Raw genomic sequence first — 18,874 nt, forward strand, 5'->3', positions numbered from 1 at the left:
GCGGTGCAGCACTTTTTTACGTGACCTGCCTCAGATGTTTACCGGCAGCTTGAGATAGGTCCCGATGCCGTCCAGGAACATCTGCACGGAGATGGCGACCAGCAGCATGCCCATCAGGCGTTCGACGGCGGTCAGGACGCTCCGACCCAGCCATTTGTAGAGCAGCGTGGCGGAGAACAGGATGGCCGCGGTGGCCCCCCAGGCCAGGATCAGCGCCAGGCTCCAATCGGCCAGGCGGGCGGGTTCGTTGCTGCCCATCAGCATGACCGCGGCCATGCCCGACGGGCCGGCGACCAGGGGGATCGCCAGGGGCACGATGAAAGGCTCCCCGCCGGGGATTTCCCCCATCAGGCCCTCCGGGCGGGGGAAGATCATGCGGATGCCGATCAGGAACAGGACGATGCCGCCGGCGATGGCCACCGACTCCTGCCGCAGGTGCATCAGCTCCAGCGCGTACTTGCCGCCCCAGAGGAACATCATCAGCACGGCCAGCGCGATCAGCAGCTCGCGCGCCAGCACGACGCGCTGGCGTTTCGGCGTCAGCGGCTTGAGCACGCTCAGGAACACCGGGATGTTCCCCAGCGGGTCCAGGATCAGGAACAGCAGCAGCGCGGCCGAAAGGATGGTCATGCCCGGACGGTCCAGACGCGGCCCCGGTGTTCGGCGCCCGCGGATGACAGCAATGTGACACAGGCCGCCCCGTAGCGGGCCGGATCGCAAGCCTGTCCATCGCTGTCGTCGGCATAGGCGCGCGAGCGCAGGCCGGTGCTCATGGGGCCGGGTTGCAGGCCGGATACCCGGACCGGCCCGCCGGCCAGTTCGCTCGCCAACATGCCCACCAGTCCCGCCAGCCCATGCTGGGCCACCCCATAACCGCCCCAGTAGGGTTGTCCCACCCTCGTCAGGTCGTCCATGGCGAACACCAGCGCGGCGTCATCGGAGCGTTTGAGCAGCGGCAGGCAGGCCTGCGACAGCCACCAGGGCGCGGTCAGGTTGACGTGGAGCGCCCGCGCGAACGCCGCGGGGTCCGTGTGCTCGAGCGGGGTCAGGCCACGGAACTCGGCGGCGCAGTGCAGCACGCCATCGAGCCGGCCCAGTTCGGCGTACAGGCGATCAGCCAGTTCGGCGTAGTCGTCCGGCGACGCGCCTTCGAGATCCAGCGGATACAACAGCGGATCGCTGCCGGCCTGGGCGACCGCGTCATAGATGCGGTTCAACTTGGGCACCTTGCGACCGAGCAGCACCAGCGTCGCACCGGCTTCGGCGCAGGCCAATGCGGCGGCGGCGCCCAGGCCGCCATGCGCACCGCTGATCAGAATCACGCGGTTGTCGAGCGCCCGCACCTGGCGGGTGGGAAGACCGATGAGGCTCACGTACGCGCGCTCACTGCGACAAGGCTTCGGCGACGATGCGACGGAGTTCGCCGGATTCGTGCAGTTCCAGGGTGATGTCGCAGCCGCCGATCAGTTCGCCATGGATGAAGAGTTGCGGGAAGGTCGGCCAGTTGGAAAAGCGCGGCAGGTTGGCGCGGATTTCCGGCTCCTCCAGCACGTTGATGGTGTACAGCTGTTCGGCGCCCGCGTCGCGCAGCGCCTGCACCGCGCGGCTGGAAAAGCCGCACATGGGGAATTCCGGCGTGCCCTTCATGAAAAGGACAATCGGGTGACTTTCGACTTCGGCCTGGATGCGTTCCATCACCGGCATGCTGTTTTCTCCTGCTTTTACGGTAACCCAACCGCTGTCGGGTACACTTCCGCCTCGTCCCGCCGGACCGTGTCCACCGGGAACGCCATTGTAAGCCCCCGTGCGCCGCCCTGCCGACGCCCCCCTTCCACCGCCTAGCGCAAGGATCCCAGCCATGGCCATCGAACTGCCCCCCCTGCCCTACGACCGTACCGCGCTCGAGCCGCACATTTCCGGCGAGACCATCGACTTCCACTACGGCAAGCATCACAAGACCTACGTGGACAACCTCAACAAGCTGATCGAAGGCACCGAGTTCGCCGATCTTTCGCTGGAAGAGATCGTGCGCAAGTCCCAGGGCGGCATGTTCAACAACGCGGCCCAGATCTGGAACCACACCTTCTACTGGAACTGTCTGAAGCCCAACGGTGGCGGCGAGCCCACCGGCAAGCTGGCCGAGCTGATCAACAAGGCGTTCGGCGACTTCGCCAAGTTCAAGGAAGAGTTCACCAAGACCGCCATCGGCACCTTCGGTTCCGGCTGGGGCTGGCTGGTGCAGCGTCCGGACGGTTCACTGGCACTGGCCAGCACCTCCAACGCCGCCACCCCGCTGACCGGCGAGGACAAGCCGCTGCTGACCATCGACGTGTGGGAACACGCCTACTACATCGACTACCGCAACGCGCGCCCGAAGTATGTGGAATCGTTCTGGGCGCTGGTGAACTGGGATTTCGTGGCCGCCAACCTGCGCTGAGCCACGCGTCCTCGCAGTACCGCAAAAAGAAGGCCGGGGTGTGTCCCCGGCCTTCTGCTTTCTGGCGGCATCGCGCCCGCGCTCAGCCGCGCAGCCGTTCGATCACCGGCGCGACCTGCGCGGCGCGGCCCAGCGCGTGGCCGGCGCGCTCCAGCGCCTGCGCCAGTTCGGTCGCGTCGTTGGCGCGCAAGGTGGCGTGCCCGACCTTGCGGCCGGTCCGCGGCAGCTTGCCGTAGTCATGCCAATGACCGCCGGGCTCATCCAGCAGCGGCAGCGCATCGGGCATCTGCCCAATCCAGTTGAGCATGCAGGCATGGCCGAGCATGCGGGTGTCGCCCAGCGGCAATCCCAGCACCGCGCGCAGGTGATTCTGGAACTGCGAGGTTTCAGCGCCCTCGATGGTCCAGTGTCCGGAGTTGTGCACGCGCGGCGCCATTTCGTTGGCGAGCAGTCGCCCCTCGCGGTAGAACAACTCCAGCGCGAACACGCCCACGTAGTCGGTGCGTTCGGCCAGACGGCGCGCATAGTCGATCGCGGTCCGCATGACCGCGTCATCGATCCGGGCCGGCGCAAGACTGGCCGACAGCACGCCATCGACGTGCCAGTTCTCGGTCAGTGGCCAAGTGCGGAACTCGCCGTCGCGACCACGCACCGCGACCACCGACAGTTCGCGCTCGAAAGGCACGAACGCTTCCACGATCAGGCCGACTTTTGCCGCCTGCGCGCCCAGCGCTTCCCACGCCGCGTCGGCGTCGGCCAATGCACGGATGCGGAACTGGCCCTTGCCGTCATAACCCAGCCGGCGGGTCTTGAGGATGCAGGGCACGCCTACCTGGGCCAGCGCGGCGTCCAGTTCCACGCGGGTGGATACCGGCGCGAAATCCGGCACCGGTATGTCCAGGTCACGGAACAGGGTCTTCTCGGCCAGACGGTCCTGGGCGGTGGCGAGCGCGCGCGGATTCGGAAACACCGGTACGCGCGCCGCCAGCCACTCGGCGCTCTCGGCCGGCACGTTCTCGAAATCGAAGGTGGCGACATCGACCTTGTCGGCGAACTCCGCCAGCGCGGCCTCGTCGCGGTAGTCACCGACCAGCAGCGGCGCGAACTGGCCGGCGCAGGCATCGGCCTCGGTATCCATCACCAGGAAACGCAGTCCCAGAGGCGCGCCGGAAAGGGCAAGCATGCGGGCGAGCTGCCCGCCGCCAAGAATGCCGACCGTGGTCATGCTGGCAGGCGCGGATCGTCGTGCGCCATGACGTCATCGGTCTGGCGCGCGCGGAACGTCGCCAGCGCGGCGCCGATCGCGGGGTATTCGGGAGACAGCAGGGCCGCCGCGAACAGGCCGGCATTGGCGGCGCCGGCATTGCCGATGGCGAAGGTCGCCACCGGGATGCCCGCCGGCATCTGCACGATCGACAGCAGCGAATCCATCCCGTTCAGCGCCTTGGACTGCACGGGAACGCCCAACACCGGCACGGAAGTCTTGGCGGCCAGCATGCCCGGCAGGTGGGCGGCGCCGCCGGCGCCGGCGATGATCGCGCGCAGGCCGCGGGGACCGGCGGTCTCGGCGTAGGAAAACAGCACGTCCGGGGTCCGGTGCGCGGACACCACCTTCACCTCGTAGGGTACCCCCAGCGCATCGAGCTTCTGGGCGGCATGCTGCATGGTTTCCCAATCCGAACGGGAACCCATCACGATGCCCACGACGGGGCTGTCAATGGTGGCGGTCATGGCCGTCCTCTATCGCAAAGACGTATTCTACCCTCCTTGCCGAACGACGTTGGACCCATGGACCGCAAACTGCTGGACATCCTCTGCTGCCCGACCACCCGCCAGTCGCTGTCGCTGCTCGACGGGCGCGGACTGGATGCGGCTAACCGCGCGATCGCGGCGGGCGGCGTGACCCGCGCGGACGGTTCGGCACAGGCCGAAACGCTGCGCGAAGCGCTGGTCACCCAGGATCGACGGACGCTGTACCGGGTCGACGACGGCATTCCGGTGCTGCTGGCCGAGGAAGCCATCGCCACCTCGCAGCTGGCCGACTTTCCCGCACGATGAGCGATCTGCAACCACCTCCCGCCGGAGTCGTCGAAGACGACGTGCGACGCGCGCTGGCCGAGGATGTCGGCAGCGGCGACGCGACCGCCGCGCTGTTGCCCGACCAGCCCGACAGCGCCTATCTGCTGTGCAAGGAGGATGGCGTCATCGCGGGCCGGCCCTGGTTCGATGCCACGCACCGACGGCTGGATCCGCAGGTGCGCATCGACTGGCGGGTCCGGGAAGGCGATCGCATCCGCGCCGGCCTGGTGCTGGCGACGTTGCAGGGACATTCGCGCGCGCTGGTCACCGCCGAGCGCACTTCGCTGAACTTCCTGCAGACCCTGTCCGGCACGGCCACCGCGACCGCGCGCCATGTCGAGGCGGTCGCCGGCACCCGCGCGAAGATCCTCGATACCCGCAAGACCCTGCCCGGCCTGCGCCTGGCGCAGAAATACGCGGTCCGCTGCGGCGGTGGCCACAACCACCGGATCGGCCTGTACGACGCCGTGATGCTCAAGGAAAACCACATCCGCGCCTACGGGTCGCTGGGCGGCGCCATCCGGGCCGCGCGCACCGCGCAGCCCGGACTTCCCCTGATCGTGGAGGTTGAAACGCTGGAGCAGTTGGAAGAAGCATTGCGCGAGGGTTGCGATCGTATCCTCATCGACGACTTCGATGCGCCGACGCGCCGCGAAGCCGTCCGTATCGCCGCCGGCCGCATTCCCCTGGAAGTCTCCGGCGGCGTGGACATGACGACGCTGCGCGGCATCGCCGAGGATGGCGTCGACTGCATTTCCATTGGCGGGCTGACCAAGCATGTCCACGCCATCGACCTGTCGCTGAAGCTGGGCCCGCCGCCCGGCGGGCAGGCATAGGCACTTCAGCCGGACACTGATGCCATGCCCACGCTGATCCTGCTGATGATTGCGGGCGCTGCCGGATTCGCTTATTGGAATGCCGCGCGCGCCGCCGCCGAACGCGCGGGCATGCTGGGCCGCAACGCCTGCGACGCGGCCGGCGTCATCTGGCTGGACCAGAGCGTGCACGCCGCGGGCCTGCGCCTGCGGCGCAACGAGGATGGGCGCCTGGGTTGGGAGCGTACGTTTCGCTTCGAGTATTCCTACGACGGCATCGACCGGCATACCGGCCGGCTGGTGCTGCGTGGGGACACGCTGGTGTCGTTCGTCGGCCCGGTGCGCCCGAGCGTGGTGCCGTTCGAGCATTGAGTTCCGGTCGGGCTCCCTTCCTCGGGGAGCCTTTTCCTGATGCGAAAGCGGGATCAACCGCGACCGGCACCACGGGGAAAGCCCAATCGCGACTGACGTCGCTCCACAGCCGCTACCGCGTGATAGGTATTGGCCCTACTTCACCACGCGCAGATGCGGCCGCTTCGGCGGCGTTGGCGTGTCGTCGTCACCCGGGCTGTCCGGGCCGGACGTATCGTCGCCACCATCATCCGGCCCCGGTGCATGGCCATCGTCGGGCAATGCCATGCCCTGTCCGGTTTCGCGCGCATAGATCGCGAGCACCGCGGAAATGGGCACCATCACCGGGAAGCTCACTCCACCGAAGCGGGCGGTGAAACTGACCGCGTGGTTGTCGATATTCAGTTGCACGACCGCGCGCTCGGCGATGTTGAGCACCACCTTGCCTTCCTTCACCGCGCTGGCCGGCACCTGTACGCCGGCCTGGGTCGCATCGACCAGCAGGTGCGGGGTCATGTCGTTGTCGGCGATCCATTCCACCAGTGCCCGCAGCAGGTACGGGCGGTGGCTGGTCATGCGGGGGCTTTCATCATTCATGGGTACTGCCTGGTGAAGTCGTCCGTGGACGGACGTCGGAACCGGCGACGTCATGCGTCGCCGGTCTAGGATAAGTCACGACCACCCCGCGGTTCCATGCCAGCGCCGCGGCAGCGACTTCACTCGTTTGCCCCGGCGTCAGGCCGGGATGTCACGCAGCTTCTTTTCCGCGTCGGTCAGGCTGCGGATGAAGCCGGGATTGCGGAAGATGCGGTTGCCGTAGTCCTCGATGGCCTTTCCGTCCTTGGGCAGCGGAATGTCCAGCGACGGCAGGCGCCAGATGATCGGCGCCATCGCGCAGTCGGCCAGGCTCATTTCCGGATTGAGGAAGAACTTGCTCGCCTTGAACAGCGGCACCGACGCGGTCAGCAACTCCTTCAGGCGCTTGCGGCCGGCCTCGGCCTGTTGCTTGTTGCCCAGTTGGATGGCCTGCACCTGCGGCACCCAGTCATGCTCGATGCGCAGCATCGCCAGGCGCAGGCGTGCGCGAGAAAGCGGGTCCACCGGCATCAGCGGCGGATGGGGATAGCGTTCGTCCAGATACTCGCTGACCACCGAGGCGGCATACAGCACCAGATCGCGTTCCACCAGGGTGGGAACGGAGTGGTAGGGATTCAGATCGATGAGATCTTCGGGCGGATTCTGCGGATCCACCGGCACGAAGTCGTAGCTGACGCCTTTGGCGGCCAGCACCAGCCGTACGCGATGGCACAGCACGTCATCGATGGAGGAAAACAAAGTCAGTGTATTGCGCATACGTGGACTCGCAGCCATCAGGCTCTCCGACGATCGGAATCCGCCGATCGCACCGGCGCCGCCAGCCCCTTGCCAGCGGTCGCCACGGTCCCCGAGTGTGCAATCCCTTCAGGAAAATGCCAAGCGGCCGCCATGCCACCGGGCATCGCCCCGCCGCCCGGCGCATGCAGCCGGACGGCACGAGGGAGCGCCGGACGTGTCAGTGCACGTCCTTCCAGTACTCCTGCTTGAGCAGATAGGCCAGGAACGACAGCGCCGCCAGGAACAGCACGACCCAGACGCCCAGGCTCTGGCGCTTGAGGGCCGCCGGCTCGCCGGCGTACTCGAGGAAGTTGGTCACGTCGCGCGCGACCTGATCGAACTCCTGCGGGCTCAGGCGACCGGGCTGGGCCAGCTTCAGCGATTCCACGTGACGGTCACCCGTCGTCGCGTCGGGCTTGCCGTACTCGGCGTGCTGCAGGCCCTGCAGCTCCCAGAACGGGTTCGGCATCGAAGCGTTCGGGAACAGCTTGTTGTTCCAGCCCAGCGGGCGGGACTCGTCCAGGTAGAACGACTTGAGGTAGGTATAGATCCAGTCAGTGCCACGGACACGGGAGATGGTGCTGAGGTCCGGCGGCATCTTGCCGAACCACTTGCCGGCCGGGTCATGCGGCATCGACACCTGGATCTGCTCGCCGAACTTGGCGCCGGTGAAGTTGAGGTTGTTCATCACCTCTTCTTCGGTCAGGCCCAGGTCCTCGGCCATGCGCGAGTAGCGCAGGTACTTGAGCGAATGGCAGCCCGAGCAGTAGTTCATGTACAGCTGGGCGCCACGCTGCAGCGACGCGCGGTCGCTCAGGTCGTTGCCGGCCTGCAGCTTGTCGCCACCCTCGGCGGCCAGCGCGGAGAACGCGATCAGCAACCCGCTGGCGAAGACAGCTAGGCGGGAAGTCAAGGTCTTAGTCATGCGTCGTCACCCGTTCCGGCACCGGCTTGGTCTTGTCCCACTTGGTCCACAGCGGCATGGTCAGGAAGAAAAGGAAGTAGTAAACGGTCAGCACGCGGCCGATGTAGGTCTCGACGATGTCGGTACCCGGGCCGGCGCCGATCTTGCCCAACCACAGGAAGCTCACCGCGAAGGTCAGCAGCAGCGTCCAGGACAGCCTGCCGCGGTAGCGGTAGGACTTGACCTTGGCGCGGTCCAGCCAGGGCACCAGGAACAGGATCGCGATGGCGCCGAACATCACCAGCACGCCGCTCAGCTTGTGCGGCACCACACGCAGCATCGCGTAGTACGGGGTGTAGTACCACACCGGCTTGATGTGCTCGGGCGTCACCAGGCGGTTGGCCTCGGTGAAGTTGTCATGCTCCAGGAACCAGCCGCCGAAGGCCGGTGCGAAGAAGATGATGAACGCACCGACCATCACCAGCATGCACACGTAGAACAGGTCCTTGCCGACCGTGTAGTACGGGTGGAACGGGATGCCGTCGGCCGGCGCGGTCGGCGACCAGCGGTTGCCCTTCGGACCCTTCTTGATTTCCACGCCGTCGGGGTTGTTGGAACCGACTTCGTGCAGGGCGAAGATGTGCAGCACCACCAGGAGCAGCAGCACCAGCGGCAGCGCGATCACGTGCAGGGCGAAGAAGCGGTTGAGGGTGGCGTCGCCGGGCAGGTAGTCACCCATGATCCACTCGGTCAGGCCGTTGCCGATCACCGGGATGGCGCCGAACAGCGAAATGATCACCTTGGCGCCCCAGAACGACATCTGGCCCCACGGCAGCACGTAGCCCATGAAGGCTTCGGCCATCAGCACGAGGTAGATGAGCATGCCCAGGATCCACACCAGCTCGCGCGGCTTCTGGTAGCTGCCGTACATCAGCCCGCGGAACATGTGCAGGTAGACGACGATGAAGAACAGCGAGGCGCCGGTGCTGTGCATGTACCGGATCAGCCAGCCCCATTCCACGTCACGCATGATGTACTCAACCGAGGCGAACGCTTCCGCGGCGCTCGGCTTGAAGTGCATCGTCAGGAAGATGCCGGTCAGGATCTGGTTGACCAGCACGATCGAGGACAGGACGCCGAAGATGTACCAGATGTTGAAGTTCTTCGGAGCGTAGTACTCCGACATGTGCTTCCGGTAGAACGGCATGAAACTCGGCGCACGCGCAGTGAACCAATCCATCACGCCATCGGCGGTACGGTTGAAGATGTTCGACATGGCTTACGCGGCTCCCTTCGGATCGACGCCGATCACGATCGTCGTGTCGTTCTCGTAGTAGTGCGGCGGCACGACCAGGTTGGTCGGCGCCGGGACGCCCTGGAACACGCGGCCGGCCATGTCGAAGCGCGACTTGTGGCAGGGGCAGAAGTAGCCACCCTTCCAGTCCGGGTCGTACGGTTCGGGTCGGATCTCGGCGACCATTTCCGGCGAGCAGCCCAGATGGGTGCACAGGCCGACCAGCACGGAGATATCCGGCTTCAGGGATCGCGTCTCGCCCTTGATGTAGGCCGGCTGCTGGTCCGTGTTCTTGGACTCCGGATCCCGCAGGCGGCTGTCGAGGGTCGGCAGCGCGTCCAGGATCGCCTTGGAACGCTTGACGATCCAGATCGGCTGGCCGCGCCACTCCAGGATCAGGCGTTGCCCTTCCTGCAGGCCGGTGAGGTCGGCGGTCACCGGGGCGCCGGCCAGTTTGGCCCTCGCGCTCGGGTTCCACGACTTGATAAACGGTACTGCTGCGAAACCGGCTCCAACCGCACCAACCACAGCTGTGGTCGCAGTCAGAAACCGGCGTCGGCCTGTATTCACAGGCCCATTGACCCCATCGTTGGCCATTCCGGCACTCCGCAAAACAATCAGGTAGCTAAAAGGCTGCCAGCGCCCCACGCCCAGAGCTCGGGGCGGGCCGCAAAGACAGCAAAGTGTAGCGGAAGCCTTAACCGACCGACAACGTTTTGCCGTGGATCAAGGGTTTGCGGGCGCCTGGACCCGCCACATGGCGGAATTCCGCGTCAGTGCGCGGCGGCGATGTTGCCGCGATAGCGATCGGCCAGGACCGCCACGCGTTCAACGTAGCGCTGGGTTTCCCGGTACGGCGGGATGCCGCCGTGGCGGTCCACCGCACCCTCGCCTGCGTTGTAGCCGGCCGCGGCCAGGCGCAGGTCGCCGTTGAACCGCTTGAGCAGCCATGACAGGTACTGCACGCCGCCGCGGATGTTCTGCCCCGCATTGAAGGCGTCGCTGACACCGAACCGGCGCGCGGTGGCCGGCATCAACTGCATCAGGCCCTGGGCCCCGGCATGGGACAGGGCCATCGGGTTGTAGGAGGACTCGGCATGCATGATCGCGCGGATCACCGCCTCGTCGACCCCGAACTCGCGGGACGCCGCGGCGATCTCGGCCTGGTAGGCCGCGGTGTTGAGCCGCAGGGTGCCGAAGTTGATCCCCGGGTTGCCGCAGGCGAAACAGGTCTCGATGAAGCTGTATTTGATGGTCCGCAGACTGGCCACCGCGCCGGCGCCGCCACGGGGACGGGTGCTGGTGTAGTGGCGCACGCCGTCCTTGATGTAGGAATAGACCTGTCCGCTCACCACCCGGCGGGTTCCCCCCGCGGGATTGGCGGCCGGCAGCGGCGCCGGGGTGATCGCGGTCGGAGCCACCGATGCCGCGGTCGTGACGGGTGCGGCCGTGGTGGTCGCGCTGCCCATCGCGGTCCCGGGCCGGGTCGGCGGGGCCGCCGGCGAGGACAGGGTGGAAGCGTCGGCCGGGCGGGACACGGACGAGACCCGGCGGCTGCCCCGCTCGGGTGTGTACTGGCTGATCACCTCGCAGCGGGCGCCACTGACGCGCTTGCTGACATAGGCGGGCACGCCGTCGGCGCCGGTGCACTTGTACAGCGTGCCCGCGATCGCGGCCGGTGCCGTGCAGGCCAATGCGGCCAGCATCCCCAGTGGCAGTAGCGTCCCCCTCATGCGGGGCAGTGTCCCGGATCCGGGAGTGATTGCCAAGTCCTTGTCCAAGAAAGGAATCCTCGAATCTGTGCGGTCGGTCGGGGATCCGGATATCCGGTCCGCGCCCTGTCCGCGCATCCACGCCGACGGGCCTGTTCCCTCCCTATGAACGCCGAATCGGCACGGAACCGGACCGCCCCGCGTAAACTATGCGGTTTCCGCCCGCCCACCCGACTGGAATAAGCGCCATGACCGGGACGCCCGCTCCTGACACCGCCCCGACGGGCGATCTGCCCGTCGCCTCCTCCGCCCGTCCGGTCTCCGCGCCGGCCCGGGGCAAGCTGTTCATCAAGACCCACGGTTGCCAGATGAACGAGTACGACTCGGCCAAGATGGCCGACGTGCTGGCCGCCGCCGAAGGCCTGGAACTGACCGACAACCCGGAAGAAGCCGACGTGGTGCTGGTCAACACCTGCTCGATCCGCGAGAAGGCGCAGGAGAAGGTGTTCAGCCAGCTTGGCCGCTGGAAGTCGCTGAAGAAGGACGGCAAGCCGGTCCTGATCGGCGTCGGCGGTTGCGTGGCCTCGCAGGAGGGCGAAGCCATCGTCAAGCGTGCGCCCTACGTGGACCTGGTGTTCGGTCCGCAGACCCTGCACCGCCTCCCCGAGCTGATCCGTGAGCGCCGCCAGTCCGGCCAGCCGCAGGTCGACATCAGCTTCCCCGAAATCGAGAAGTTCGACCGCCTGCCGGAGCCGCGGGCCGATGGTCCAAGCGCGTTCGTCTCGATCATGGAAGGCTGCTCAAAGTACTGCTCGTTCTGCGTGGTGCCCTACACCCGCGGCGAGGAAGTCAGCCGGCCGTTCGAGGACGTGCTGGTGGAAGTCGCACAGCTGGCCGCACAGGGCGTGCGCGAGATCAACCTGCTCGGCCAGAACGTCAATGCCTACCGCGGTCCCTACGGCGATGGCGAGGTGGCCGACCTCGGTCTGCTGATCCGCACCATCGCCGAGATCGAAGGCGTCGGCCGCATCCGCTTCACCACCTCGCATCCATTGGAGTTCAGCGACTCGCTGGTGGAGGCCTATCGCGACGTGCCGCAGTTGGCCAACTACCTGCACCTGCCGGTGCAGGCCGGCAGCGACCGCATCCTGGCGGCGATGAAACGCGGCTACACCACGCTGGAGTTCAAGCAGAAGATCCGCAAGCTGCGCGCGGTGCGCCCGGACATCTCGATTTCCTCGGATTTCATCGTCGGCTTTCCCGGCGAGACCGACGCGGACTTCGAGAAGACCATGAAGCTGCTCGAGGACGTCGGCTTCGACCAGTCGTTCTCCTTCATCTACTCGCGCCGGCCCGGCACGCCCGCCGCCGATCTCGAAGACGACACCCCCGAATCGACCAAGCACGCCCGCCTGGAGCGGCTGCAGGCCCATATCAACGCCTACGCCGCCGGCATCTCGCAGCGGATGGTCGGCAGCGTGCAGTCGGTGCTGGTGGAAGGCCCTTCGCGCAAGAATCCGAACGAACTGACCGGCAAGACCGAGAACATGCGCTCGGTGAATTTCCCCGGCCATGCGCGGATGGTCGGCCAGTTCATCGACGTGGTGATCACCGAGGCGCTGACCAACTCGCTGCGCGGCCGGGTGGCCACGGTGGACGAGAACGCGGCTTGAAAATCCCTCTTGTGGGAGCGACGCAAGTCGCGAATCCGGACTCCCGAACGAAGAGCATCGCGACTTACGTCGCTCCCACAAGAGTCGCTCCCGCAAGAAAGATCTTCAATCCAGCCGCTTGCGGAAACGCAGGATGGCGGCCGACATCATCACCGTAGTGAAGACGAGCAGCGCCAGCACGTCCGGCCACAGCTCCCACAGGCTGGCTCCGCGCAGCATCACGCCACGGATCAGGCGCAGGAAATGGGTCAGCGGCAGCACCTCCGCCAGCCACTGCACCGGCCGCGGCATGCCGGAAAACGGGAACATGAAGCCCGACAGCAGGATCGACGGCAGGAACACGAAGAAGGTCATCTGCATGGCCTGGAACTGCGACTGGGCGCGGGTCGAGATCAACAGCCCCAGGGTGAGATTCGCGGCGATCAGCAGGATCGCCGCCACGTAGACGTGCCAGACGCTGCCGTTGAGCGGTACCTCGAACAGCCACATGCCCAGCGCCAGCACGACGCTGGTCTGGATCAGGCCGATGCCGATGTAGGGCAGCACCTTGCCGATCATCAGTTCCGCGCTGCTCACCGGCGTGGCGATCAGCAGCTCCATGTTGCCGCGCTCGCGTTCGCGCACGATGGCCACGCCGGTGAACAGCACCATCGTCATCGTCAGGATGACGCCAATCAGGCCCGGCACGATATTCACGGCGGAACGCCGTTCCGGGTTGTAGAACGCGACCACGCCGATCGCGCGCTCGGCAGGAACCACCGCGCGGACCGCGGTGTCTGCGGGCATCTGCGCCAGTTGCGCGGCCGCGCTCTGCACCGCGTTGTCGCTTCCATCGACCAGGATCTGCACCTGCTCGCGTCCCTCGGCGCGGCGACGCTCGAAATCCGGCGGCACCACGATGCCCAGGCTGATCTCGCCGCGCCGGATGGCTTCCATCAGTTCCTGCGGCGTGCGCGCCGTCAGGGTCGGCTTGATCACGGTGGTCGCCACGATGTCCATGACCATCGCGCGCGAGGCCGTGGTATTCGCCTGGTCGGCCACGCCCGCCTTCAGATCGCGCAGGTTGGTGTTGATGGCATAGCCGAACAGCAACAACTGCATCACCGGGATGGCTACGATCATCGCCAGGGTGATGCGGTCGCGGCGCATCTGCCGCACCTCCTTCAGCATCACCGCCGTCAGCCTGCGCCAGTTCATGCCGCACGCTCCCGGCCGTCGGCGTCGGGACGCCCGCGTGTGGCCGCGACGAATACGTCTTCCAGATTGGCCTGCGAAGGCACGACCTCGGCCTGCATGCCCGCCCGGCGCAGGCCATCGGCCATCCGCCCCGCCGCATCGCCGTTACCCGCCATCAACACCCGCAGGGTGTTGCCGATCTGGGCCACGCTGATCACGTCCGGCAGGTCCAGCAGGACCTTCTGCGCCTGCCGCGGGTGCGCGGCTTCCACCGCCAGCGTGCGCCCGGCCAGTTCACCGGTCAGATCCAGCGGCGTACCGTCGGCCACCAGCACGCCGCGGTCAAGGATGGCGATGCGATGGCAGCGCTCGGCTTCATCCATGTAGTGGGTCGATACCAGGATGGTGGTACCGGCATCGGCCAGCTCGAACAGCTTTTCCCAGAAGTCGCGCCGCGACTCCGGATCCACCGCGCTGGTGGGTTCGTCGAGGAACAGCAGTTCCGGCCGGTGGATCACCGCGCCAGCCAGCGCAAGGCGCTGCTTCTGCCCGCCGCTCATGGTGCCGGCCAGTTGTTTCTGTCGATCCTGGAAGTGGTACTGCTCGACCAGCTCATCGATGCGCTTGCGGGCCTCGGCTTTCGACAGGTTCTGCACGGCGGCCAGGAACTCCAGGTTCTCGCGCACGCTCAGGTCCTCGAACAGCGAGAACTTCTGGGTCATGTAGCCGATGCGCGTGCGCAGTTGCTCGGCCTGTTCGGGAATCCGCAGGCCGAGGACCTCGATGTCGCCCGCACTGGGTGTCAACAACCCGCACAGCATCCGGATCGTGGTGGATTTTCCGGATCCGTTCGGTCCGAGGAATCCATACACGTTGCGCCGCGGCACCCGCAGGTCGACCGCGTTGACCGCGATCAGGTCGCCGAAGCGCTTGGTGAGCCCACGCGCCTGGATGGCGAGGCCCTCGTAGCCGGTATCAGTCGCCGCGACCATCGCCGAACTCCACGCGCACCGGAAACCCCGCCGGCAGGTCCGCGGCATCCTTGTCCAGACTGATTTCGGCCAGATAGCTCAGGCGCGCGGCGTCCTTGCCGGTCAGCGCGTAGTACGGCGTGAACACCGGTTCGCTGCGGATCATGCGTACCTTGCCCGCGTAGGCCTGGTCGCGGCCGTCCACGTGCACGCGTACCGCGTCACCGACCTTGACACGTGTACGCAGCGGTTCCGGCACGTAGATGCGCGCATACGGCGCTTCGCCGACCAGCATCACCGCCAGCGGCGCGCCGACCGGCGCCTGGTCGCCCAGGCGATACGGCAGACTGTCGACGCGTCCGGCGCGCGGCGCCACCACGTTGAGCTTGTCCAGGGTGACCGCCTGCGCGGTGGCCTGCGCCTCGGCCGCGGCGACCGCCGCTTCGCCCTGCGCAATCTGCTCGCGGCGGGTGCCGCGTTCCAGTTCCAGCAGCGCCGCCTGCGCCGAACGCACCTGCGCGGCGGCGTTGTCGGCGGCGGCTCGCGCGCGATCGACTTCCGAAGCCGCGACCAGTCGCTGCCTGCCCAGTGGTTGCAGCCGGTTGAAATAGGCGCGGGTGTCGCTGGCCTGCGCCTGTGCGGCCGCGAGCGCGGCGCGCGCCTGCGCGATGGCTTCCACCCGTGGCCCCGCCCGCAATTCGGACAGCACATCCCTGCTCTGCCGCGCCTGCGCGCGCGCCGCCTGCAGTTGCGATTGCGTGCGGGTCAGTTCGAGCTGCAGCAACGGCGCGCCGGCCGCGACCTGCTGGCCCTCGCGCACGTCGATGCGCACGATTTTCTCGGCCACCGGCGCGGGCAGGGTCACCCGGTCCCATTCCAGCGTTCCCAGCGCCTGCGGCGTCGCCGGCTTGCAGGCGGCGATCGCCAGCAGCACGCACGCGCCGATCAGATATCGCTCACTTCGCATCGTCCAACTCCAGTCCACGATCCAGCAGCACCAGGGTGTGCCGGCGCAGGTCATCGAAATCCACATCGGAAGCGCCGAACAGCGCGCGCCAGATCGGCGCGCCGGCCAGCGGGAAGAAGGTCAGCCCGACCAGCGACACCATCAGCAGGCGCGGATCCAGATCGGGATTCAGGCGGCCCTGCTGCTGCGCCTCGGCGAAGCGGGTCGCCATCATCCGCGGCAGCAGCGGACCGATCTGCTGGATCAGCAGGTCGCGCAGCGCGCCGCCCTCGCACAGCACTTCGCGCACCCACAACGTCGGCAACCACGGATGGCGCGCCACCAGGCCACCCACGCCGTGCACGAACGCGGCGATCAGCGCGGCCACGTCGCCCTGCGCCTGCGCCACCGGTTCACGCAGCTGCGCCACCACCGGCAGCAGGCGTTCGGTCACCACGGCCTGCTGCAGTTGCGGCTTGTCGCCGAAGTAGTAGTGCACCAGCGCCGGGGTCACCCCGGCCTCGCCGGCGATGTCGCGCAACGAGGTCGCGGCGATGCCCTGGCGCACGAAACAGGCGAGCGCGGCATCGAGCAGGCGTTCGCGCTGATCGGCCTGGTCGGCGCCGGGGCGGCCGGGGGTGCGCTTGCGCCGGGTCGGTGCGGCACCGCCGCCGGCGGCGGCCTTGGCTCGGGTTCTGGAGGTAGGTCTGGACATGCCGCGCATTATTTAATTCATCGTTTAATTAATGCAAGAGCCAACCGACGGACGGTCGCCATGGCTGGCGCTGCCGTGGATCGCGGTTTAACCTTCGCGGCCTGACACCTCGGCCGAGGAACGCCGCCATGATCCAGCCCTTCCGCTGATCTGCCGCTTGCAAATCCCCCCTGTCCGCTCCAGATAGGACCGGCCAATCCCGTCTGTTCCGCCTGCCCGTCCGGCGTCCGCCGGCCGCCCACCGGCCGTCCGCCGCGGCAAGCCATCGCCATTGCCCTCATCCATGACCGTACCCAGCAAACGCGAATTCACCCTGGAACCCGAAACCGCCGAACGCCTGGCCAACCTGACCGGCCCGTTCGATGCCCACCTGCGCCAGATCGAGCTGCGGCTCGGTGTGGAAATCGCCAATCGCGGCGCGATCTTCCGGGTCACCGGCCCCGACCGTGCCGTCGCCGCCACCGAAAAGCTGCTGCGTTCCCTCTACGAGGAAACCGCCGGCGAAACCTTCGACAGCGAAGCGATCCACCTGCGCCTCAATGACGCCAACGTCGACCGCGTCGCCGCCGGCGGCTTCGAGCCGCAGGAAGTGGCGATCAAGGTCAAGCGCGGGACCGTGCGCGGCCGCGGCGCCAACCAGGCCAATTACCTGCACGCCATCGCCACCCACGACATCAACTTCGGCATCGGTCCGGCCGGCACCGGCAAGACCTTCCTGGCCGTGGCCAGCGCGGTCGAGGCGCTGAACGAATCGCGGGTGCAGCGGCTGATCCTGGTCCGTCCGGCGGTGGAAGCCGGCGAGAAGCTGGGCTTCCTGCCCGGTGATCTGACCCAGAAGGTCGATCCGTATCTCCGCCCCCTGTACGACGCGCTGTACGAGATGCTCGGGGTGGAGAAGGTGGTCAAGCTGCTGGAGAAGAACGTGATCGAGATCGCGCCGCTCGCCTACATGCGCGGACGGACGCTTAACGATGCGTTTGTCATCCTTGACGAGGCGCAGAACACCAGCATCGAGCAGATGAAAATGTTCCTGACCCGCATCGGCTACGGCAGCACCGCCGTGGTCACCGGCGATCTGACCCAGATCGACCTGCCACGCCACCAGAAGTCCGGCCTGAAGGATGCCCTGGACGTGCTGCGCAACGTGGACGGGATCTCCTTCACCTTCTTCAGCAGCCGCGACGTGGTCCGGCATCCGCTGGTGGCGCGCATCGTCCGGGCTTACGATGCGCGCGAGGGCAAGGATTCGGAGACAGGTCCGGCATGACGCAGGGTCCGACACGGCTGGAGGTTTCGGTCAGTTACGCGCTGCCGCGCGCGGGCCTGCCCGCGGCGGTCAGCTTCCGCAAGTGGGTGGCGGCGGCCCTGCGCGGCCGTATCCGCGAGGCCGACCTGGCCATCCGCATCGTCGACAGCAAGGAAGGCCGGGCACTCAACCGGCACTACCGCGGCCGTGACTACGCCACCAACGTGCTGAGTTTCCCGGCCGACATCGCCGAAGGCGTCAAGCTGCCCAAGGGCGTGAAAATGCCGTTGCTGGGCGATCTGGTGATCTGTGCGCCGGTGGTGGCCCGCGAGGCCCGTGAACAGAAGAAGACCCTGGCCGCGCACTACGCCCACCTCACCGTGCACGGCACCCTGCACCTGCTGGGCTGGGATCACGAGGACGACAAGGAAGCCGAGTGCATGGAACAGCTGGAGCGCGAAATCCTGGCCGAACTCGGCATCGACGATCCCTACGCCGAGCAGTAGTCCCGGTCGCATCCAGCGGCTACGCTGCGCGTTCCCGACATTCCGGATCATCCCCATGCGCCCTGCCCGTTCCGCCCTCGTCCTCCTGTTGCTGGCCGCGGCCGGCGGCGCGCATGCGCAGGCATCGGATCAGGCGGCGGAACCGGATCCGGCCAAGATCGATCTCGCCCGGCTGATCGCCTGCCAGGGCCAGCCGGAGGAATTCATGGCGCTGGCGACCGCGCAGCAGGATCCGTTGAAGGCGGTCGCACTGGGCTGGCGGCCCCTGCCCCAGGCCAACATGTTCCTCAGCGAATACGAGTTGACCGCGCCACTGACGGTGTTCGACCACCCGATCCACCGCATCGCCTTCGCCGGTTCCAGCGTGATGGCGGTGCTGGATTTGCCGGATCCCCGTCCGCTGGCGCGGCGACTGGAGCTGGAAATGGCCGTCGATACGCCGGAAAAGGCCATGTTCGGCAAGGAACTGGTCAGCGAGGAGGTCCGCGATCCCGCCACCGGCGCGGCCCTGGTCCGCTCGGCGGTACTGAACGTCTCCAACGTCACCTCCCACCCCGGCAAGACCCTGGTCGGCTGCACCTACAGCATTGATCCGCTTGAGGATGAGCCGGCCGAGGCGCCCGCCGGCGGCTGAGTGTCCGCCGCGCCTGCTAGACTCTGGCCCGTCGCCCGCAG

23 protein-coding genes are annotated in these 18,874 nt (G+C 67.2%); 8 read left to right on the forward strand and 15 right to left on the reverse strand.

Translation table 11 applies throughout. The features are described 5' to 3' along the window. Positions 1 to 30: 30 nt before the first annotated feature. Genes AC3DEZ_RS06335 through grxD form a run of 3 tightly spaced genes read right to left on the reverse strand, consistent with a single transcriptional unit; the run spans position 31 to position 1,704 of the window. Positions 31 to 630 carry a YhgN family NAAT transporter gene (locus AC3DEZ_RS06335; protein WP_447105034.1) on the reverse strand — a complete coding sequence of 200 codons (600 nt, stop codon included), beginning with the start codon at positions 628 to 630 and terminating at the stop codon, positions 31 to 33. Next, complete coding sequence (locus AC3DEZ_RS06340) at positions 627 to 1,373, reverse strand: SDR family NAD(P)-dependent oxidoreductase (RefSeq protein ID WP_488387459.1); 747 nt, start codon at positions 1,371 to 1,373, stop codon at positions 627 to 629. Before AC3DEZ_RS06340 ends, AC3DEZ_RS06335 begins: the two co-directional genes overlap by 4 nt. A 10-nt stretch (positions 1,374 to 1,383) precedes the next feature. Next, entirely contained in the window at positions 1,384 to 1,704 is a 321-nt protein-coding gene (gene grxD / locus AC3DEZ_RS06345) for a Grx4 family monothiol glutaredoxin (RefSeq protein ID WP_447105032.1), read from the reverse strand. Between the two features lie 154 nt (positions 1,705 to 1,858). Here grxD and AC3DEZ_RS06350 point away from each other — a divergent pair, with 154 nt between their 5' ends. Then, positions 1,859 to 2,437, forward strand: a complete 579-nt coding sequence (locus AC3DEZ_RS06350; protein WP_440469618.1) for a superoxide dismutase — start codon at positions 1,859 to 1,861, stop codon at positions 2,435 to 2,437. Positions 2,438 to 2,519: 82 nt separating this feature from the next. On the opposite strand, the gene AC3DEZ_RS06355 is transcribed toward AC3DEZ_RS06350, so the two are convergent. Then, positions 2,520 to 3,662, reverse strand: coding sequence for a 5-(carboxyamino)imidazole ribonucleotide synthase (locus AC3DEZ_RS06355; RefSeq protein WP_488387460.1), 1,143 nt, complete (start codon positions 3,660 to 3,662; stop codon positions 2,520 to 2,522). Then, complete coding sequence (gene purE, locus AC3DEZ_RS06360) at positions 3,659 to 4,168, reverse strand: 5-(carboxyamino)imidazole ribonucleotide mutase (protein ID WP_447105030.1); 510 nt, start codon at positions 4,166 to 4,168, stop codon at positions 3,659 to 3,661. The genes AC3DEZ_RS06355 and purE overlap by 4 nt, the downstream gene beginning before the upstream one ends. A 57-nt stretch (positions 4,169 to 4,225) precedes the next feature. On the opposite strand from purE, the gene AC3DEZ_RS06365 reads away from it, so the two are divergent. The 3 genes from AC3DEZ_RS06365 to AC3DEZ_RS06375 are packed head-to-tail and all read left to right on the forward strand — an operon-like array spanning position 4,226 to position 5,703. Beyond that, entirely contained in the window at positions 4,226 to 4,495 is a 270-nt protein-coding gene (locus AC3DEZ_RS06365) for a Trm112 family protein (RefSeq protein ID WP_488387461.1), read from the forward strand. Beyond that, positions 4,492 to 5,352: a carboxylating nicotinate-nucleotide diphosphorylase gene (gene nadC / locus AC3DEZ_RS06370; RefSeq protein ID WP_488387462.1), complete on the forward strand. Its 861-nt coding sequence runs from the start codon at positions 4,492 to 4,494 to the stop codon at positions 5,350 to 5,352. Before AC3DEZ_RS06365 ends, nadC begins: the two co-directional genes overlap by 4 nt. 24 nt (positions 5,353 to 5,376) lie before the next feature. Then, the gene (locus AC3DEZ_RS06375; protein WP_295378722.1) at positions 5,377 to 5,703 is read left to right on the forward strand and encodes a DUF3301 domain-containing protein; all 327 of its coding nucleotides are present in this window, start codon (positions 5,377 to 5,379) and stop codon (positions 5,701 to 5,703) included. A gap of 135 nt (positions 5,704 to 5,838) precedes the next feature. Here AC3DEZ_RS06375 and AC3DEZ_RS06380 read toward each other — a convergent pair whose 3' ends face one another. From AC3DEZ_RS06380 to AC3DEZ_RS06405, 6 genes are all read right to left on the reverse strand, one after another. Next, positions 5,839 to 6,279, reverse strand: a complete 441-nt coding sequence (locus tag AC3DEZ_RS06380; protein ID WP_488387463.1) for a ClpXP protease specificity-enhancing factor — start codon at positions 6,277 to 6,279, stop codon at positions 5,839 to 5,841. A gap of 138 nt (positions 6,280 to 6,417) precedes the next feature. Continuing rightward, entirely contained in the window at positions 6,418 to 7,053 is a 636-nt protein-coding gene (locus tag AC3DEZ_RS06385) for a glutathione S-transferase N-terminal domain-containing protein (RefSeq protein ID WP_295378719.1), read from the reverse strand. A gap of 181 nt (positions 7,054 to 7,234) precedes the next feature. After that, positions 7,235 to 7,981 carry a cytochrome c1 gene (locus AC3DEZ_RS06390; RefSeq protein WP_488387464.1) on the reverse strand — a complete coding sequence of 249 codons (747 nt, stop codon included), beginning with the start codon at positions 7,979 to 7,981 and terminating at the stop codon, positions 7,235 to 7,237. Then, positions 7,974 to 9,236: a cytochrome b gene (locus AC3DEZ_RS06395; protein WP_488387465.1), complete on the reverse strand. Its 1,263-nt coding sequence runs from the start codon at positions 9,234 to 9,236 to the stop codon at positions 7,974 to 7,976. The genes AC3DEZ_RS06390 and AC3DEZ_RS06395 overlap by 8 nt, the downstream gene beginning before the upstream one ends. 3 nt (positions 9,237 to 9,239) lie before the next feature. Beyond that, the gene (petA, locus tag AC3DEZ_RS06400; protein ID WP_447105024.1) at positions 9,240 to 9,851 is read right to left on the reverse strand and encodes a ubiquinol-cytochrome c reductase iron-sulfur subunit; all 612 of its coding nucleotides are present in this window, start codon (positions 9,849 to 9,851) and stop codon (positions 9,240 to 9,242) included. Positions 9,852 to 10,027: 176 nt separating this feature from the next. Then, positions 10,028 to 10,987: a lytic transglycosylase domain-containing protein gene (locus AC3DEZ_RS06405; RefSeq protein WP_488387466.1), complete on the reverse strand. Its 960-nt coding sequence runs from the start codon at positions 10,985 to 10,987 to the stop codon at positions 10,028 to 10,030. Between the two features lie 227 nt (positions 10,988 to 11,214). Here AC3DEZ_RS06405 and miaB point away from each other — a divergent pair, with 227 nt between their 5' ends. Then, positions 11,215 to 12,639: a tRNA (N6-isopentenyl adenosine(37)-C2)-methylthiotransferase MiaB gene (gene miaB, locus AC3DEZ_RS06410; protein WP_488387467.1), complete on the forward strand. Its 1,425-nt coding sequence runs from the start codon at positions 11,215 to 11,217 to the stop codon at positions 12,637 to 12,639. A gap of 105 nt (positions 12,640 to 12,744) precedes the next feature. Here the strand turns inward: miaB and AC3DEZ_RS06415 are convergent, their stop codons facing one another. Genes AC3DEZ_RS06415 through AC3DEZ_RS06430 form a run of 4 tightly spaced genes read right to left on the reverse strand, consistent with a single transcriptional unit; the run spans position 12,745 to position 16,447 of the window. Continuing rightward, the gene (locus AC3DEZ_RS06415) at positions 12,745 to 13,836 is read right to left on the reverse strand and encodes an ABC transporter permease (RefSeq protein WP_488387468.1); all 1,092 of its coding nucleotides are present in this window, start codon (positions 13,834 to 13,836) and stop codon (positions 12,745 to 12,747) included. After that, entirely contained in the window at positions 13,833 to 14,768 is a 936-nt protein-coding gene (locus tag AC3DEZ_RS06420; RefSeq protein WP_488387573.1) for an ABC transporter ATP-binding protein, read from the reverse strand. The genes AC3DEZ_RS06415 and AC3DEZ_RS06420 overlap by 4 nt, the downstream gene beginning before the upstream one ends. 22 nt (positions 14,769 to 14,790) lie before the next feature. Beyond that, a complete protein-coding gene (locus tag AC3DEZ_RS06425) occupies positions 14,791 to 15,753 on the reverse strand; it encodes an HlyD family secretion protein (RefSeq protein WP_488387469.1) in 963 nt (320 codons plus the stop codon). Beyond that, positions 15,743 to 16,447 (reverse strand): TetR/AcrR family transcriptional regulator, encoded by a 705-nt coding sequence (locus AC3DEZ_RS06430; RefSeq protein ID WP_488387470.1) that lies wholly within the window; start codon positions 16,445 to 16,447, stop codon positions 15,743 to 15,745. Before AC3DEZ_RS06430 ends, AC3DEZ_RS06425 begins: the two co-directional genes overlap by 11 nt. Positions 16,448 to 16,730: 283 nt before the next feature. On the opposite strand from AC3DEZ_RS06430, the gene AC3DEZ_RS06435 reads away from it, so the two are divergent. The 3 genes from AC3DEZ_RS06435 to AC3DEZ_RS06445 are packed head-to-tail and all read left to right on the forward strand — an operon-like array spanning position 16,731 to position 18,833. Further along, positions 16,731 to 17,714: a PhoH family protein gene (locus tag AC3DEZ_RS06435; protein WP_488387471.1), complete on the forward strand. Its 984-nt coding sequence runs from the start codon at positions 16,731 to 16,733 to the stop codon at positions 17,712 to 17,714. Continuing rightward, positions 17,711 to 18,199: an rRNA maturation RNase YbeY gene (ybeY, locus tag AC3DEZ_RS06440; RefSeq protein WP_488387472.1), complete on the forward strand. Its 489-nt coding sequence runs from the start codon at positions 17,711 to 17,713 to the stop codon at positions 18,197 to 18,199. Before AC3DEZ_RS06435 ends, ybeY begins: the two co-directional genes overlap by 4 nt. A 55-nt stretch (positions 18,200 to 18,254) precedes the next feature. Further along, a complete protein-coding gene (locus AC3DEZ_RS06445) occupies positions 18,255 to 18,833 on the forward strand; it encodes a hypothetical protein (RefSeq protein WP_488387473.1) in 579 nt (192 codons plus the stop codon). Positions 18,834 to 18,874: the final 41 nt, after the last annotated feature.

The organism is Pseudoxanthomonas sp. 134C1, assembly GCF_057773065.1.